Annotated in this window: 16 protein-coding genes and 2 riboswitches; of the genes, 13 read left to right on the top strand and 3 right to left on the bottom strand. The window is 41.6% G+C overall.

Annotated elements, in window-relative coordinates; translation table 11 throughout:
* Positions 1-121 precede the first annotated feature (121 nt).
* Both R0K30_RS19500 and R0K30_RS19495 read left to right on the top strand, forming a co-directional pair.
* A complete protein-coding gene (locus R0K30_RS19500) occupies positions 122-376 on the top strand; it encodes an ORF6C domain-containing protein (RefSeq protein ID WP_099727213.1) in 255 nt (84 codons plus the stop codon).
* Positions 377-381: 5 nt separating this feature from the next.
* Positions 382-753 carry a DUF1304 domain-containing protein gene (locus R0K30_RS19495; RefSeq protein WP_099727212.1) on the top strand — a complete coding sequence of 124 codons (372 nt, stop codon included), beginning with the start codon at positions 382-384 and terminating at the stop codon, positions 751-753.
* A 224-nt stretch (positions 754-977) separates the two neighbouring features.
* On the opposite strand, the gene R0K30_RS19490 is transcribed toward R0K30_RS19495, so the two are convergent.
* The gene (locus R0K30_RS19490) at positions 978-1,142 is read right to left on the bottom strand and encodes a hypothetical protein (RefSeq protein WP_003214630.1); all 165 of its coding nucleotides are present in this window, start codon (positions 1,140-1,142) and stop codon (positions 978-980) included.
* A gap of 254 nt (positions 1,143-1,396) precedes the next feature.
* Between R0K30_RS19490 and R0K30_RS19485 the strand changes: the two genes are divergently transcribed.
* The 11 genes from R0K30_RS19485 (at position 1,397) to bglH (ending at position 13,805) form a co-directional block, all read left to right on the top strand.
* On the top strand, positions 1,397-2,053 hold the full coding sequence (locus R0K30_RS19485; protein ID WP_099727211.1) for a type 1 glutamine amidotransferase domain-containing protein: 657 nt from the start codon (positions 1,397-1,399) through the stop codon (positions 2,051-2,053).
* 141 nt (positions 2,054-2,194) lie between these two features.
* Entirely contained in the window at positions 2,195-3,322 is a 1,128-nt protein-coding gene (locus tag R0K30_RS19480; RefSeq protein WP_099727210.1) for a hypothetical protein, read from the top strand.
* A 56-nt stretch (positions 3,323-3,378) separates the two neighbouring features.
* Positions 3,379-3,482: riboswitch (TPP riboswitch) on the top strand.
* 87 nt (positions 3,483-3,569) lie between these two features.
* Positions 3,570-4,256: a thiaminase II gene (gene tenA / locus R0K30_RS19475; protein ID WP_099727209.1), complete on the top strand. Its 687-nt coding sequence runs from the start codon at positions 3,570-3,572 to the stop codon at positions 4,254-4,256.
* Entirely contained in the window at positions 4,253-4,852 is a 600-nt protein-coding gene (locus tag R0K30_RS19470) for an ECF transporter S component (protein ID WP_230031641.1), read from the top strand. Before tenA ends, R0K30_RS19470 begins: the two co-directional genes overlap by 4 nt.
* Positions 4,827-6,425 carry an ABC transporter ATP-binding protein gene (locus tag R0K30_RS19465; RefSeq protein ID WP_410612358.1) on the top strand — a complete coding sequence of 533 codons (1,599 nt, stop codon included), beginning with the start codon at positions 4,827-4,829 and terminating at the stop codon, positions 6,423-6,425. The genes R0K30_RS19470 and R0K30_RS19465 overlap by 26 nt, the downstream gene beginning before the upstream one ends.
* A complete protein-coding gene (locus R0K30_RS19460) occupies positions 6,415-7,149 on the top strand; it encodes an energy-coupling factor transporter transmembrane component T family protein (RefSeq protein ID WP_099727206.1) in 735 nt (244 codons plus the stop codon). Before R0K30_RS19465 ends, R0K30_RS19460 begins: the two co-directional genes overlap by 11 nt.
* A gap of 149 nt (positions 7,150-7,298) precedes the next feature.
* Complete coding sequence (locus R0K30_RS19455; protein WP_410612355.1) at positions 7,299-8,138, top strand: methyl-accepting chemotaxis protein; 840 nt, start codon at positions 7,299-7,301, stop codon at positions 8,136-8,138.
* 172 nt (positions 8,139-8,310) lie between these two features.
* Positions 8,311-9,123, top strand: a complete 813-nt coding sequence (locus tag R0K30_RS19450) for a YwqG family protein (protein WP_230031633.1) — start codon at positions 8,311-8,313, stop codon at positions 9,121-9,123.
* A 224-nt stretch (positions 9,124-9,347) separates the two neighbouring features.
* Positions 9,348-10,181, top strand: a complete 834-nt coding sequence (gene licT, locus R0K30_RS19445) for a BglG family transcription antiterminator LicT (RefSeq protein ID WP_099727203.1) — start codon at positions 9,348-9,350, stop codon at positions 10,179-10,181.
* 326 nt (positions 10,182-10,507) lie between these two features.
* Positions 10,508-12,415 (top strand): beta-glucoside-specific PTS transporter subunit IIABC, encoded by a 1,908-nt coding sequence (locus R0K30_RS19440; protein WP_410612352.1) that lies wholly within the window; start codon positions 10,508-10,510, stop codon positions 12,413-12,415.
* Positions 12,387-13,805: an aryl-phospho-beta-d-glucosidase gene (gene bglH, locus R0K30_RS19435; RefSeq protein ID WP_410612350.1), complete on the top strand. Its 1,419-nt coding sequence runs from the start codon at positions 12,387-12,389 to the stop codon at positions 13,803-13,805. The genes R0K30_RS19440 and bglH overlap by 29 nt, the downstream gene beginning before the upstream one ends.
* A 53-nt stretch (positions 13,806-13,858) precedes the next feature.
* Here the strand turns inward: bglH and R0K30_RS19430 are convergent, their stop codons facing one another.
* A complete protein-coding gene (locus tag R0K30_RS19430; protein ID WP_410612348.1) occupies positions 13,859-14,983 on the bottom strand; it encodes a 5-methyltetrahydropteroyltriglutamate--homocysteine S-methyltransferase in 1,125 nt (374 codons plus the stop codon).
* Positions 14,984-15,070: 87 nt separating this feature from the next.
* Positions 15,071-15,183: riboswitch (SAM riboswitch) on the bottom strand.
* 82 nt (positions 15,184-15,265) lie between these two features.
* The gene (locus tag R0K30_RS19425) at positions 15,266-16,585 is read right to left on the bottom strand and encodes a gluconate:H+ symporter (RefSeq protein WP_230031626.1); all 1,320 of its coding nucleotides are present in this window, start codon (positions 16,583-16,585) and stop codon (positions 15,266-15,268) included.
* Between the last annotated feature and the right edge of the window lie 39 nt (positions 16,586-16,624).

The following is a 16,624-nucleotide window of genomic DNA, read 5'->3' as shown; positions in this document are numbered from 1 at the left end:
ATGTTTGTTCTTTTTTATTTTGATATCCGAATGAAACCATTATATAATAGAGACTGGAAGGTTTTCTTTCATTCACGGTTCTTTTTAGCTGTTAAAAAACAGGAAAGGATGAGCGTTACCAATGAGTTGTGTCACTGCCAAGCAATTAAAGGTGATTCGAGGGACGATGCAGACTTTTTGCAGCCATTTGGAGTATGATGGCCATGGTAAGCTTCATATCAATACCATCATGGCTTTTATTAAAAGGGAATTCGGTGTAAGGAAAATGAAAGACATTCCACAAAGTCGGTTTACTGAAGCGCTAGAATTAATACAAGACTTTGATTTATACACGGACAAAATAGAGATTCGTGATCGTCTATCAGAAAGGAATTAACTAAATTGAATATTTTAGCAATGATTTTAGTAGGAATTGTCGCGATAGAACACATTGTCATCATGTTACTAGAAATGTTTTTTATGGAATCAAAGATGGCTAAGAGATCTTTCCGGCTCCCTGAACACTTACAAAAAGATCCAAATGTGAAGGTGATGTTTGCCAATCAAGGACTTTATAACGGGTTTCTAGCTGCAGGGCTCATTTGGGGGCTCATTCTCGGATCGAATACCGTTGGATATATGATTCAGCTATTTTTCATTCTTTGTGTGATCATCGCAGCGGTATTTGGCGGTGTAACATCCAATAAATCCATTATCATCAAACAAGGAGTACCAGCCTTGCTCGCATTAATTGCGCTTATGCTGGCGATTTAATCTTAAATAAAGCCGCCCCGATAAGGACGGCTTTCAGCGTGTAGACAAACCTTCGCATTCGGTGTCAGTCCTGCGTGCAGGTGCTCACGAATCTCAAATTCGCTCTGCTCCGGTACACGTAGACTTCAAAGGTTTTCTATCACGCTGAAAAGAAGACAAAGGGCTAAAATAAAGATCATTTTAGCCCTTTGTCAACAAGCTGAGCCGCTCTGATAAGGGCGGCTTTATCTTTTTCGAAGACCCATCAAACGGATAATGGATGTCAGACAAAGAGCTACGGCAACAGCCAAAATGATTTTTCCGTACATGACCCCTGTTAGGTTCATCAAGAAGACGGCCAATATGATACAGAGCGTGATGATGATCATCACAATCGAATAGGTTTTCATCTCTTTTCCACTCCTTTAAAAGTTCCCTCCAGCACGAGAGGTCTGTCAATCTTTCCTCATATTATATCACTCAATGGCAATTTTACATGAAATTCCCTACCAACAGAATGTGACATAGTGATGAGATTTGAAGTGATGGCATATTTTTTAGAAAATCGGGTATCACATAAAGAGTTGCACCGAAGTCGAATTGCTTGATATTTAATTGTGCAAAATATAAAATAACCACATGATGAATCGAAAGGATGATCAAGTTGAGTAAGAAAGTTTTATTAGTATCGACAAGCAGCCCGGAAATGAACGGACACCCAACAGGCTTATGGTTAGAAGAATTGGCGGAGCCATTTCACATCTTTAAAGAAAATGAACTAGACGTACAAATTGTCTCCATTCAAGGTGGAACTGTACCGATAGATAAAAATTCAATTCCTGAAGGTGTTCCAGCGCAATATCAGGATGTATTTGAATTACTTCAAGACACAAAGGCGCTAACAGATGTGAACCCAGCTGATTATGATGGGATCTTCTTTGCGGGAGGACATGGCCCAATGATCGACTTTGCATCCAATCAGCTGGTAGCTGATGCGATCTTAGCGATTTCAGAAAAAAATGGTGCAGTCGGAGCCGTTTGCCACGGTGTTTCAGCCTTTGTTGATGTGAAGGATCGTGATGGAAAATCATTTATTGAGGGAAAAAAAATAACAGGGTTCACGAACGAGGAAGAGGATGCCGTTCAGCTGACATCAAAGGTTCCATTTTTATTGGAAACAAAGCTTCGTGAGCAAGGAGCGGTGTTTGAAAAAGGAGAAGCTTTTGCGCCATTCGCTGTTGTTGATGGACAAATCATTACTGGACAAAACCCAGGATCAAGTGCAGAAACAGCACGACTATTTGTCAAAACCATTGTATAAAATGACCAAAAACCAGTCGTAACGCATACGGCTGGTTTTTTTGTTATAAAAATGTCCTAAAAAAGACCGAAACAATTACTGGAATAATGGTAAAATGATCACAGGGTAAAAAACCCAAATGAGGGAAAAGGGGATGTTCCTGTGAGAGCATTTTACGTAAAAATCACCGCAGCTTTACTGTCTGTTTTACTTGTGACAACAGGTTTATTTTCACCAGCGTTAAAAGCAGAAGAAGCGCCAAAATCAGATGGAAAAGTGTCGCCACTGACGGAAAAAGCCATTCAGCAAGTGCAAGAGTCGTTTTTGAAGCAGGATGAAGGAACCGCTATTCAACAGAAGCAAATGAAAAAAACATTTAAAGTAGATAAGAAAAACGGAATCAGTATCAAACGAAAAGCCGCTAAAGATGGAAAGCTGCGCACGTCTGCCGTACGCTCCATTGATGGACTAGCAATCAACCAATCGGCTGTCTTAACAGAGGACGATCCAGTTGATTTATGGTTTTTAAGCACGTCTTCACCCCAGGCACTCATCAGCCGGATTACCTCTTCAAATCCTGATTATTTCGTCCAATTATTTGTTGTTGATTATGAAACAGGACAAGCCTACCCAACGGATCTCATTCAGCCGGCTGGCAGTCTTCTTGGGTTAACCAATTTACCAGCTGGTGATTACGCATTTGGTATCACAAGCGGTGGAGACTTCGGAGACTCCTACACGTTACAGGTTAATGCAAAAAATCCACCTAATTTCACAGGTGCTGTATCTCTATCGTCAACCCTGCAATACTTTGTAGCTGAGTATGCAAATGGTGATGTATTTGCAAATGGCACAAAAGTATATAACAAGCAATCGAAGACAGCAGATTATGAATGGAAGCGTGTGTTTTATTTCTCATATGATGGAAAATATGAACAGAGAACCCATTCGATTTCAAGTGTGAAAGTGAAAAGCATTTCGGCACCAGTGTCGTACTCAGCTCCTTATGCGAGTTCCTCAGAGGCCATTCTCGTCTACTTAGATGTGGAGACATTGTTTATGTACCATCAATCATCGTTTGCAAGCGGGCAATATTATCATGATACCTTTGTTGATACTCTCGGGAAGACAACACCAAGACGCCTAGACCTTGATGATTTGACAAATTACGGCGATCATATTTTAGCGGTTGATTTAAAAACAGGAAAGCCGATTGATTTCTTCAGTGTCCTTAATTTTTACTATGCTGCAGGGATCGAGAAGCTGCCAACAATTAAAACATTGAATTAAGAAAGGCGGTTGACATCAAATCGCCACATGTGTAGAGTAAAGATAATTAAATGACAAAAGTCCACTAGGGGAGTCATGTATGACTGAGACAAGAGAAAATCTTGGACCCTTTGAACCTGATCTAGTTCGTACTAGCGGAGGGAAGTGGAGCTGGACCTTGTCTTATTCATGATTGAATTGATAAGAAGGCCGCTCCATTTGGGGTGGCTTTTTCATTTATTCAACTGAAGAAGAGGAGGCTTTTTTTATGACATTTTCAACGCAATTAAGGAAAGAAGCGGAACCATTATTTGAAGCCATTTATCAGCATCCGTTTGTCAGAGGGCTGGCAGCAGGAAAGCTTGAAAAGGAACAGATCATTCATTACGTCAAACAAGATGCAGAATACTTACATGCATTTATTAAAATTTATGCGGCAGCAATCAGCAGGTGTACAGATAGAGAGGACATTGCCTTTTTCCATCAGCAGATGGCTTTTGTACTAGATAGTGAGACGCATCCTCATCAAAACCTTTGCCGAGTGGCAGGTGTAGCATATGATGAGCTTCAAGGTGCTTCGTTGGCGCCGAGTGCTCATCACTATATTCATCACATGCTGCAAGTCGCACAGGGAGGCACACTTGGAGAAATTATTGCTGTTTTGCTTCCTTGCCCTTGGACATATTGGGAAATAGGCAAACGAATGCTTTCAGACGTGCAGCCTGACCCGGCACATCCATTTTATGAGTGGATCACGTTTTATGGCGGGTTAACTGACTCTGTTACAGTTGAGCTTTGCAAAAGGCTTGATCAGTGGGCGGAAGGAGCAAGTGAGAAAGAAAAAGAAAAAATGAAACAGCACTTCTTCTTAAGCTGTCAGCTTGAGTACAAATTCTGGGAAATGGCGTTCACTGTGGAAGAGTGGCCAGTCAAGCTGGAGGTGCATTCATCATGACGTGGAAGATGAAAGAAGTCGTCCTTGCCGTGATTCTATCTGTGGCGTGCGGTGTGATCTACTTAGGGTGGTCCACTCTTTATTTACCGATTACAGCACTTGTGGGTCCAGCAGGAGGCAATATCATGTTTGGAATTTGGGTGATTGCCAGTCCAATCGTCGCTTATATCATCCAAAAGCCGGGAGCTGCCCTCATTGCAGAAACAGCCGCAGCCTCCGTGGAATTACTGACAGGCAGCCACTTCGGTCTTTCAGCTCTGCTGATTGGTGTATGCCAAGGACTTGGGGCAGAAATCGCCTTCGCTCTTTTTGGTTATAAACGATATCGCATGTGGACACTTATGCTGTCTGGTGCCTTTGCTGCTGTTGGAGCGATGGCATATAGCCTGATGGCCAATGGATTTGGTTATTACACGCCTCAAGTTTTACTCATGACACTTGTGACTCAAATCATCAGCGGTATGATACTTGGGGGATGCTTAGCGAAAGTTGTAGTGGATGCATTATCCAAGACCGGTGTACTGAATCAATATGCCATCATGAAAGAAAAACGAAACAAAGGTGAACAGCATGGATTCATTTCTCGCGTGCAATAATCTCACTGTCCGTTTTTATGAACAGCCTAAGCCCGTTCTGCATGAAGTATCTCTTTCTATTCAAAAAGGGGAAAAGGTGCTCATTTTAGGGCCAAGCGGAAGCGGAAAATCCACGCTCATTTCGGTTCTTGCTGGAATTATTCCAGAACATATGGAAGCAGACGTGCAGGGAGAAGTGATGTTACAAAGACATACAGGCGTCATGTTTCAAGACCCTGATTCCCAGTTTTGTATGCACCGGGTCAATGAAGAAATTGCATTTAGCTTAGAGAACCGTTCTGTACCTCGTGAAGAGATGGATGACATCATTCGGCATCTCATGCAAAAAGTACAACTGGATGTCGATCCGAATACAGATATTCACACATTATCAGGCGGCATGAAGCAGCGATTGGCGCTTGCTTGTTTACTAGCGTTAGAGCCGGATGTTCTGTTCTTTGATGAACCGACTGCACAGCTTGATCCAGCAGGGCGAATGGAGATATTTCAGCTGCTACAGCAGCTTGCAGCTGATCAGGATCAAACCATGATTTTTGTGGAGCATGTGCTAGACGGTGTCATCGAATGGATGGACCGGGTTATTTTATTAGATGATCAAGGCTGCATTTTGGCAGATGGATCTCCGAAAGATGTGATGACAGCATATGAGGGAGAAATGAAAGAGGCAGGCATTTGGCGTCCAAAAATATTTCCCGAGAAATGGTCCACTATTATTCAAGATCCATTTCACCCACTGAGTCAAACACTTATGCAAACCTTTGAGTCAAGCAAAGAGCGGCGTGAGAAAGTCCGATCAACAGATCGAGAGACAATCATTCAAACAGAGGATCTTCAATTAAGCTACGGGAAAAAAAGGATTATGAATGACCTTCGGTTGGATATAAAAGCAGGAGATTGGGTGGCGATCATCGGGGAAAATGGAAGCGGAAAAAGTACATGTCTCAAACATTTAATCCGCTTAGAGCCAATCAAAAAAGGCCACATTTTCTTAAAAGAAAAACATCTCAAAAAGTGGTCTGACCGATTACTATATGAAAAAGCAGGCTTTGTTTTTCAAAATCCAGAGCTGCAATTTATACAAGACACGGTGTTTGATGAAATCGCATTTGGCGGAAGACAGCGAAATTGGCCAGAATCAGTTGTACAAGAAAAAACGGTTCAGCTATTGGAAGAGTTCGGCTTAGAGAAGCATGCGAAAGCACATCCTTTCACCTTAAGTTTAGGGCAAAAAAGAAGATTAAGTGTCGCCACAATGCTTCTTTTTGATCAGGATGTATTAATGTTAGATGAACCGACTTTCGGGCAGGACGAAAAAACGGCGAAGGAATTAATCAGACGTTTAAAAGAGCGCCAACGCCAAGGCACCACTGTTATGATGGTCACACATGATATGGAGATCGTCGATGAGTGCGCAGATCAGGTGCTGCTTTTTCACCAAGGAGAGCATGTGTATGATGGCACGCCTTATGATTTATTTTCAAATCAGAAACTCATTGATTCTTATCAGCTGAGAGTGCCTTTGCATTATCGCTATGTGGCTGAAAGAAAGGACGTGCTGACGATTGCAAAGTAATCACTCCTTTCTATCCACTGTGAATCCAGTTATGAAATTACTCGCTCACCTTCTTGCAATGTGCTGTCTGATGGCGATTTCTGATCCTAAAACAACGTTCATCATCTGGCTGTTTGCTCTGGGCATCGGGCTTGTACTAGGCAGTTGGAATATCAAGTATCTTATCACAAGATTTATCCCTTATTTGCTCTTTTTTATTCTTGTGTTTTGGATGATGGCGGCCTTCGGCAAGGGGGATCATACTGTTTGGAAGTGGGCCTGGTTTCATGTCACAGAGGAGAGTTTAAGAAATGGACTCACCATATCTCTCAGAATGCTTGGCTTTGTGACATTTGGTCTCCTTTTTACCTCCACAACAGATTTGACAGCCTTTATGATGAGCTTAATACATCAATGCCGAATGTCACCAAAATGGGCGTATGGAATGCTTGCCGGCTTCCGGTTTATCCCGTTGTTTCAAAGTGAATTGAAGCAAATGAAGGCTGCGCATAAAATCAGAGGCTACAAGCAAAAAAACAGCTGGAAAGCCTTTATACGTTATGCACTACCTCTTTTCACGCAGGGTGTACGAAAATCTGAACGCCTAGCGATTGCGATGGAAGCAAGAGGCTTCACAGGGACGAGGGAGCGAACGTATTATCATATCATCAGCACCTCATGGATCGACTATTTGTATCTTTTTTTCATAGGTGTCAGTGTCTCCATATGCATTTTCTTTTTTTAAAAACACCCACATTCTCTTGATAGAATGTGGGCTTTTTATATGTCTTAGGTCATTTGATTGATATTAGTATACATTGCAGGCTGGAATAGATCATATAAAGAACCGATAAAGAAGGTGTACTGAGAAAAAGAGAGGATGAACGTGAGCGAATGTCACAGAGAATTGATAACATAATAGACGCTTTACCAATCATTGGACTAGCTATGAGAGAGCAACTAACCTTTTCTGTTTTAGGGAAAGAGAAGGTTCTTTATTATCAGCAACATGGGGACATTGATTTAGGTTTTAAAGCTGGTGATACAGTGGCTGATGGATTTCAAAACTTTGCGATGCTGAAAAATGGGAGAGAGCCATCGTTTATCCAAATCCCGAAAGAAGTATATGGGATTCCTATGGATATCGTAGCCGTCCCGATTACAGATGAGACTGGTCAAGTTGCCGCTGCCTTCTGTGTTGCGTATGACCAAACCAATCAACAACGATTAGATCACATCATGACGGAGAGCAACCAAGCTTCCGAAAAACTAGTCGCGATGGTACAGCAAGTTGCCGCACATTCAGAGGAACTACAAGCGACAAGTGAACAAATTCTACAAAATACGAAAACCACTGTCGAAAATTCCTTTAAAATCAATCAAGTGTCCAATCTCATCAAAGGTATCTCTGATCAAACGAACTTACTCGGACTCAACGCATCCATAGAGGCTGCAAGAGTAGGTGAAGCAGGGGCAGGCTTTGGAGTGGTCGCAACAGAAGTGAGAAAGCTATCCACTCATGCGAAGCAAGCGACAACTGATATCGAAACAGCGCTAAAAGATGTACAGAGCTCTATTAAAGGAATGGAAGAAGAAATTTCACAAATTGTGGCTTCCTCTGAACATCAAGCAGAGCTTGTCGGCACTTTTACAAAAATTATTGAAGGACTTCACGAAACAAACGAAACGATGAAAACATTGGCAGACGACTTAGTAAACTATCAAGTGAAATAAAAACTTCCGGACCAAAACCTCCAGCTGTATCGGAGGTTTTTTAACGTTTTAAGGTGAGATATGTGTCAGGATATTGACCGGTTGATCGCTGACAGGCAGGGTACACTTCTGTATGATAGAAAAAGAGAGACCAGTTTGGTCTTTAGACCTATTCATAAGGAGGAAGATCATCATGACACTATCAGCGAAGCTGCAAGAAATACTCGCGCCCTACCGTCCGTTGTTAAAGCAAACCGAAAAACCAATGATTCAATTAAAGATGAAACAAGGAAAAACAGGACCATACGACAGCAAAATAGCTGGTGATCCTTACTTCCCAAAAAACGACGTATATCCAGTTGACGGTGAAGGACACCCTATGAAGCTTTTGGCACAAATGAATTTCGGTCAGCTGCCGAAGCTGAAAGATTATCCAGAAACAGGACTTCTGCAAATCTTTATTTCTGTGCATGATGATCTTTATGGGATGAATATTGACCATAAAACAGAGCAAAAAGATTTTCGGATCAAATTCATTGAGGAACCTTTCTTAGCAGAAGAAGAGTTATTAACTGATTTTTCTTTTGTGAAAATCCCAGATGATTTTTATTTTCCTGTCACGAAGGAAGGCGCGATTACAGGTGAATTATCAAGCGAAACGATCAGCGTAGGAGATTTTCGATTTGAAAAAGTCACAGGCAAACAAAGCTGGGACCTATTTGAAGATGCGAATGTTGATGCTGATGAAGCAGATGCCCTGCTAGATGAATTTTATGACATAGCGAGTGGCTTTGGTCATAAATTAGGCGGGTATCCAGGGTTTACACAAGAGGACCCGCGTACATATGTAGATCAAGAACATACCGTTCTATTATTGCAAATTGACTCAGATGATGAAGTTGACCTGCTGTGGGGAGATTGCGGGATCGCCAACTTTTTTATCAAACCAGAAGACCTCAAACGGAAAAATTTCGAGAATATCGCCTATAATTGGGATTGCTCCTAATTTTGTAAAAAACACTCTTCATAGAGTGTTTTTGTGTATGTTTTTAGCCTTTTTTGCCCCTATTTCGTCATTTTTGAGAGGTAATATGTCATTCTTTCTAGTTGACCGTATCAAAAAAAAATGTAAAATCATCTTAAAGTCCTCTTTTTTGAAGATAATAATAAAATGACATATCAATCTACAATGAGATGCTCGAAAAAGTGGAATGTACTGGGGGGTATCAATTGATCATTTCGAAAGTAATCAATAATAACGTAGTCAGTGCGTATGATGACGAGCAGCATGAACTGGTCATTATGGGCAGAGGGATCGCGTTTCAAAAGAAAAGCGGAGACCCGATTGACGAAGAACGTATCGAAAAAGTATTTTCCATTCAAAATAAAGATATATCAGAAAAATTCAAAACCCTGCTTTATGATATTCCAATCGAGTATATGCAAGTGTGTGAGGCGATTATTGATTATGCGAGAACGACCCTTAACAAAAATTTAAATGACAGCATCTATGTGACGTTGACGGATCATATCACCTTTGCCATCGAACGTCATCAAAAAGGAATGGACATCAAAAATGCTTTGCTCTGGGAAATTAAACGGTTGTACAAAGAGGAGTTCATGTGCGGTGTAGAAGCGATACGTATCATACAGGACAAGCTCAACATCCATCTTCCTGAGGATGAAGCAGGCTTTATTGCCATGCATATTGTCAATGCAGAGCTCAATGAGGAAATGCCAAATGTTATTCAAATCACGAAGCTCATTCAAGATATTTTGAATATCGTAAAGTATCACTTTCAAATTGATTTGGACGAGGAATCATTAAATTATTTCCGTTTTGTCACGCATTTAAAGTTTTTTGGGCAGCGCCTGTTTAACGAAACACAAATGGAAAATCAAAATGAATTTCTGTATGAAGTGGTAAGAGAAAAAAACACAGCAGCTTTCCAATGCGCCGAAAAAATTAATGCGTATGTTCAAAAAGAACACAACCGAAGTCTCATAGAAGATGAGATGTTATACTTAACTTTGCATATCGACAGAGTAATAAAAAGAAAATAAATTCAAAAAGAAAGCGTTGACATCACAAAATTAACATGATAATTTATAACTATAAACTAAATAACCCACAATCTTTTAGGATTGTTACTGATCAAGCAGGCAAAACCTAAATCATTGTCCCTATCTCTGATAAGGCATGATTTAGGTTTTTTTATATCTAAAGACTTATAAAATTCAATAATGATCAATCGCTATGAAGGATTGTTACTGGTTAAGCAGGCAAAACCTAAATATCGATTAATGTCTGAATCGCTATTTTTCGGGCATTAATGGATGTTTAGGTTTTTTCTATATCAAGATTTAATCAACGATTGGAGGGTAATACAATGAACCACAAACAAACAGCAAAAGAAGTTTTAGAGCTTGTCGGCGGTGAAAAGAATGTCAAGCACGTCACGCACTGTATGACAAGACTTCGCTTCAACTTATACGATGAAAGAAAGGCGGATAAGGAGCAACTGCAATCAACAGATGGCGTCATGGGTGTGAATCAAAGCGGCGGTCAATACCATGTCATTATCGGCAATGATGTCTCAAATGTCTATCAAGCGATGATTGCTGACTCAGGCCTGTCAATAGATGTAAAGTCAGGCGGTACAGAAGAAGCATCAAAACAAAATGTGATATCAAAGCTTTTCGATTTTATCTCTGGTGTCTTCACGCCGATTCTTCCAGCTATTGCTGGAGCCGGTATGATCAAAGGGATATTGGCACTGATGCTGACGTTCCAGTGGATATCAGATAAAAGCAGTACGTATGCGATTTTAACAGCTATCGGAGACGGAGCCTTTTACTTCTTACCGATTCTGCTTGCTGTAAGCGTAGCTAAAAAGCTTGGCACAAATCAGTATATCGCCGCTGCCATTGCAGCAGCAGCACTGCATCCGCAGTTAACCGCTTTACTGGGCGCAGGAAATACAGAATTTCTAGGCTTGCCAGTGGTTGCCGTTGTGTACTCTTCATCGGTGATTCCAATTCTACTCACAATCTGGCTCGGCTCATATGTTGAAAGATTTGCAGAAAAATATAGTCCGAAATCATTAAAAATTATCCTTGTTCCAACTGTTACACTTCTTGTCGTTGTACCAATTATGCTCATAGCGGTTGGACCGCTTGGCGCAATTATCGGAAATGGCCTTTCAGGCGGAATTGATTTATTGTTTAAACATGCAGGTATTTTAGCCGGACTTTTGATCGGCGGCTTCATGTCACCATTGATCATTACGGGCATGCACTATGCGCTTGTTCCAATCATGATCAACAATATTACATTAAACGGTTTTGACTACATTATTCCAATGATGTTTGTTGCAAATATGGCACAAGCTGGCGCAGCATTCGGTGTTTTCTTAAAATCAAGAAACAAAACATTCAAATCATTGGCGATGTCTACAAGCATCACAGCGTTAATGGGGATTACTGAACCTGCTATGTATGGTGTGAACATGAGATTGAAAAAACCGTTCATTGCAGCTCTTATTGGTGCAGCAGCAGGCGGCGTGTTCATGTCCATCTTTAAAGTGAAATCATATGTGGTGTCTGGATCAGCAGGTATTCCAGGTATGCCAACGTTCATCGGACCAACGTTTGTCTACTCAATAATCGGTTTAGTCATCGGCTTTGCTGTGGCAACCATCATGACACTTGTACTTGGATTCAAGGATGTACCAGTGAAAGATGAAACAAAAGCAGACAAACCGGAAGAAAAGAAAGATACAGAAGCGCTTCAAAATCAAGTGGTACAAAGCCCACTTGAAGGTCAATTAAAGCCGCTAAATCAAGTAAATGATGCAACATTCTCTAATGAAATCATGGGTAAAGGTACTGCCATTGTACCAACAGTTGGACGTGTTGTTGCACCGTTCAACGGCAAGGTTGAAACCATTTTCCAAACAAAACATGCGATTGGATTAAAGAGTGACAAAGGTACAGAGCTTCTCATCCATGTTGGGATTGATACGGTGAAGCTTGGCGGAAAGCATTTCACAAGTCATGTGCAGTCCGGTGATCTTGTTCAAGCAGGAGATGTGCTGGTTGAATTTGATATCAAGGGTATTCAGCAAGAAGGCTATGATGTCACCACGCCTATTATCGTCACCAACACAAACGATTTTGCACGAGTTGATGCGAAAACAGATGGAACGATCACAGAGAAAGAGACATTGCTCACAGTCAGTGTAGAAGAAAATGAGGAGGTCATTCAACATGAACAAGTTAGAAAAAACATTTCCTAAAGGTTTCTTATGGGGCGGCGCTGTTGCTGCCAACCAAATTGAAGGCGCTTATAACAAAGGTGGAAAAGGCTTATCTACAGCTGACATATCTCCAAATGGCATTATGCACCCATTCGATGAATCAATGAAAGACCTTAACTTATATCATGATGCAATCGACTTCTACCATCGCTATAAAGAAGATATTGCACTCTTTGCAGAAATGGGATTCAAGTGCTTCAGACTATCGATTTCTTGGCCGCGTATTTTCCCAAATGGCGACGATACTGAACCAAATGAAGAAGGTCTTGCTTTCTATGACAAAGTGTTTGATGAACTTCACAAGCACGGGATTGAGCCAGTTGTGACCATCTCTCATTATGAAATGCCTCTTGCACTTGTGAAAAACTATGGCGGATGGAGAAACCGTAAGCTTGTGGATCTTTACGAAACATACGCTAAAACATTGTTCACGAGATATAAAGACAAAGTGAAATATTGGATGACTTTTAACGAAATCAACGTCGTGTTACATGCCCCTTTCACAGGTGGCGGACTTGTATTTGAAGAAGGCGAAGACGAGAAAAGCATTCAATATCAAGCAGCCCATCACCAATTTGTTGCAAGTGCTTTGGCTGTTAAAGCGGGACACGAAATCATTCCAGATGCGAAAATTGGCTGTATGATTGCAGCTATGACCACATATCCGTACAGCTCAAGACCAGAAGATATGTTTGCTGCGATTGATCAAGACCGTAAAACATTGTTCTTCTCAGATGTACAGGCAAGAGGCTACTATCCAGGATACATGAAACGGTATTTACGTGAAAATGGGATCACCATTGAGTTCCAAGATGGTGACGAAGACATTTTAAGAAACCATACAGTGGACTATATCGGCTTCAGTTATTATATGAGCTTTGTGGCAAGTACAGATCCTGCAATCCTTGATCAGGCTGAAGGTGGGAATCTATTTGCAGGCGTGAAAAACCCATACCTTGAAGCAAGTGATTGGGGCTGGCAAATTGATCCGAAAGGACTTCGTACGACGCTTAATCAGCTGTATGACCGCTACCAAAAACCATTGTTTATCGTAGAAAATGGCTTGGGCGCTGTCGATCAAGTGGAAGAGGACGGATCGATTCAAGACGATTACCGGATTGATTACCTCAGAAGCCACTTGCTAGAGGCAAGAGAAGCCATCGCAGACGGTGTAGACTTGATCGGTTATACAAGCTGGGGCCCAATTGACCTTGTCAGTGCATCAACTGCTGAAATGAAAAAACGCTACGGCTTCATTTATGTCGACCGTGATAATGAAGGAAACGGTACATTAGATAGAAAGAAAAAGAAAAGCTTCGATTGGTATAAACAAGTGATTGCTACGAATGGTGATTATTTAGATGTATAAAAGAAAGAGACAAACCGCTGATGATGCGGTTTGTCTCTTTTTTCGTCAAGGGACTATGAAGTCCACACTTGATCAGCAATCTCAATCACATGACGCAGCTTTTCCCATTGCTGCTCTTCTGTTAACAGATTGCCTTCCTCCGTGGATGCGAATCCGCATTGTGGACTCAAACAAATTTGGTTAATGTCCACATATTGAGCCGCTTCCTCGATTCGTTTTTTAATTTGTTCAACCGGCTCAAGCTCACCGTACTTTGAAGTCACAAGACCAAGTACGATTTGAAGATTTGGGTTCTTCACATATCGAAGAGGCTCAAATCCGCCAGAACGATCGTCGTCAAATTCTAAAAAGAGGCCATCAAGATCTAAACCAGCAAAAATCGTTTCTGCCGCTGCTTCGTAACCACCTTCAGCTGCCCATGTTGATTTAAAATTGCCACGGCAAATGTGCATTGTGATGACTAAATCCTCTGGGCGATCGGCAACGGCTTCATTGATTGTTTTTGCAAACGACTCACGAAGTTCATCTTCCTCGCGGCCAAAGGCTTTGATTTGTTCATGACCTTTTTCAGAAAAGAACACTGCCCATGCCGTATCATCTAGCTGCAAGTAGCGGCAGCCTGCATCATAAAAAGCACGGATGGCTTTCTTATACGCCTGGGCCACATCATGGTGGAAATCATCTAAGCTGTCATACACACCTTCATCAAGCTTTCCACGGAAAAAGAGCATATTCGGACTTGGAATCGTCATTTTTGCCGTATGATCACCAGCGATGCTGTGAAGGAAGCGGTAATCTTCTAGCATTGGGTGCTCTGTAAAATCGATTTTACCCGTTACCTTAATGCCTCGTGCTTTTGTCGTTGTGTTGTGGAATTGAATGCCCTGATCTGCTTCAAATCCTTCGACCCCATCAAGTCCTTCAAGAAAGTCAAAATGCCACCATGCACGTCTGAATTCTCCGTCTGTCACAACCTCTAATCCAATCTCCTTTTGCTTCTCCACAATACGTGTGATTTCTGCATTTTTAATTTGTCGGAGCTGCTCTGCTGTCAGCGTACCGTCTGCTTTTTGCTTACGTGCTTCTTTGATGCGCTCTGAACGGAGTAAACTTCCTACTTGATCTGCGCGAAATGGCGGCTTTGTTGTTTTCTTTCCAATGGTTTGTACTTGTGTCATGCTGAATCCCTTCCTTCTACAGGTTGAATATCAAATAAAAAAGCTCTTCCTTGGATAAGGAAGAGCATCATATACTGTGAGATCTCTGCCTTATCTTCAAACAAGCGTGTGCTTGCTTAAGGAATTAGCACCATTCTGTTCCTAGGAACAGCGGTTGCCGGGTTTCACAGGGCCAGTCCCTCCACCACTCTTAATAAGGTTACCTTTTGATTCAATTTTCTTAATATACACAATTATTCAATCTTTTCGAGAAAAAGTCAATGGTTTTTACAATTTATTTTCCTACATAAACAAATCAGCGACAAGAACACCAGCTAGTCCGACAAGTGAAAGAACAGTGACCATCAATGTCCATGTTTTAAAGGTTTGGGCCATTGACAGGTTAAAGTATTCTTTATAAATCCAGAAACCCGCATCATTCACGTGAGAGAACGTAATACTTCCGGCACCTGTTGCGATCACCATTAATTCCGGGCTGACACCCGTTAATCCAATAAGTGGTGCAGAAATGCCAGCCGCGGTGAGACCGGCGACAGTTGCTGACCCTAATGATACACGCAGGACAGCAGCAATCAGCCAGGTGAGGAGCAGGGGAGAAAGAGTGCTTCCTTGCATGATCCCAGCAATGTATTGATCGACGCCGCTATCGATGAGCACCTGTTTAAAAGCGCCGCCGCCTGCAATAATTAATAGAATCATTGCAATGGAGCCAATAGAATCCGTGATCGACTTCATGACTTCCTGCATGCTTTTGCCCCTGCCAAGTCCAAACGTGTAGATGGCAAGCAGCACTGAGATTAATAGCGCAATCGCCGGTTCACCTAAAAACTCAGCTGTTGGCAAGAATGGAGAGGATGGGAAGAAAATTTCTAAAAATGCTCTGAATGTCATAAGTAATACAGGCAAAACAGCGGTAAAAATGCTAATCCCGAAGCTTGGCATTTCCTCTTCTGTAAATTCCTTTGGATTAAATAAGTTTTTCGGTATATGTGCATGCAATTGATCTTTTTGAAATAGTTTCGTAAACAGTAGTCCTCCTACTAACACAGCAGGAATTGCTAAAATAATTCCAACTAACAACGTTTGTCCCATGTTTGCTTGAAAGACATTGGCAATGGCTGTCGGCCCTGGATGAGGAGGGAGGAAGCCATGTGTTGTGATGAGTGCAGCGACGAGCGGCATGCCAACATACAACACAGGAAGTCTTGCGGCTTGAGCAATGGTAAAGACTAATGGAATTAAGATAATGAATCCGGTTTCATAAAACAGAGCAATTCCAATAACAAATCCAGTCAGCATTGTTGCCCATTGGATTTTCCCAATGCCGAATCGGTCAATGAGCGTCATCGCAATGCGCTGGGCGCCGCCAGAATCAGCCATCAATTTACCGAGCATCGCTCCAAAACCGAGAACCAGTGCTAGATGCCCGAGTGTACTACCGAGTCCTTTTTCGACGGAAGCAATCGCTTCAAGTGGTGACATACCTTCTAAAACAGCAACAATTAAAGAGACAATAATCAACGAAATGAAAGCGTTTAACTTAAAGACAACCATGAGTAAAAGCAATAACAAAACGCCAAGTCCAATAAAAACTAACGACATGGTCTTTCCTCCTTTGTGGTGCATAAGGGAGCGAGAACA

The organism is Bacillus sp. SIMBA_154, from assembly GCF_046536015.1.
Lineage (GTDB): Bacteria > Bacillota > Bacilli > Bacillales > Bacillaceae > Bacillus > Bacillus pumilus_P.
The sequence above is the reverse complement of the archived record's forward strand: the minus strand, read 5'-3'. Positions and strand labels throughout refer to the sequence as shown.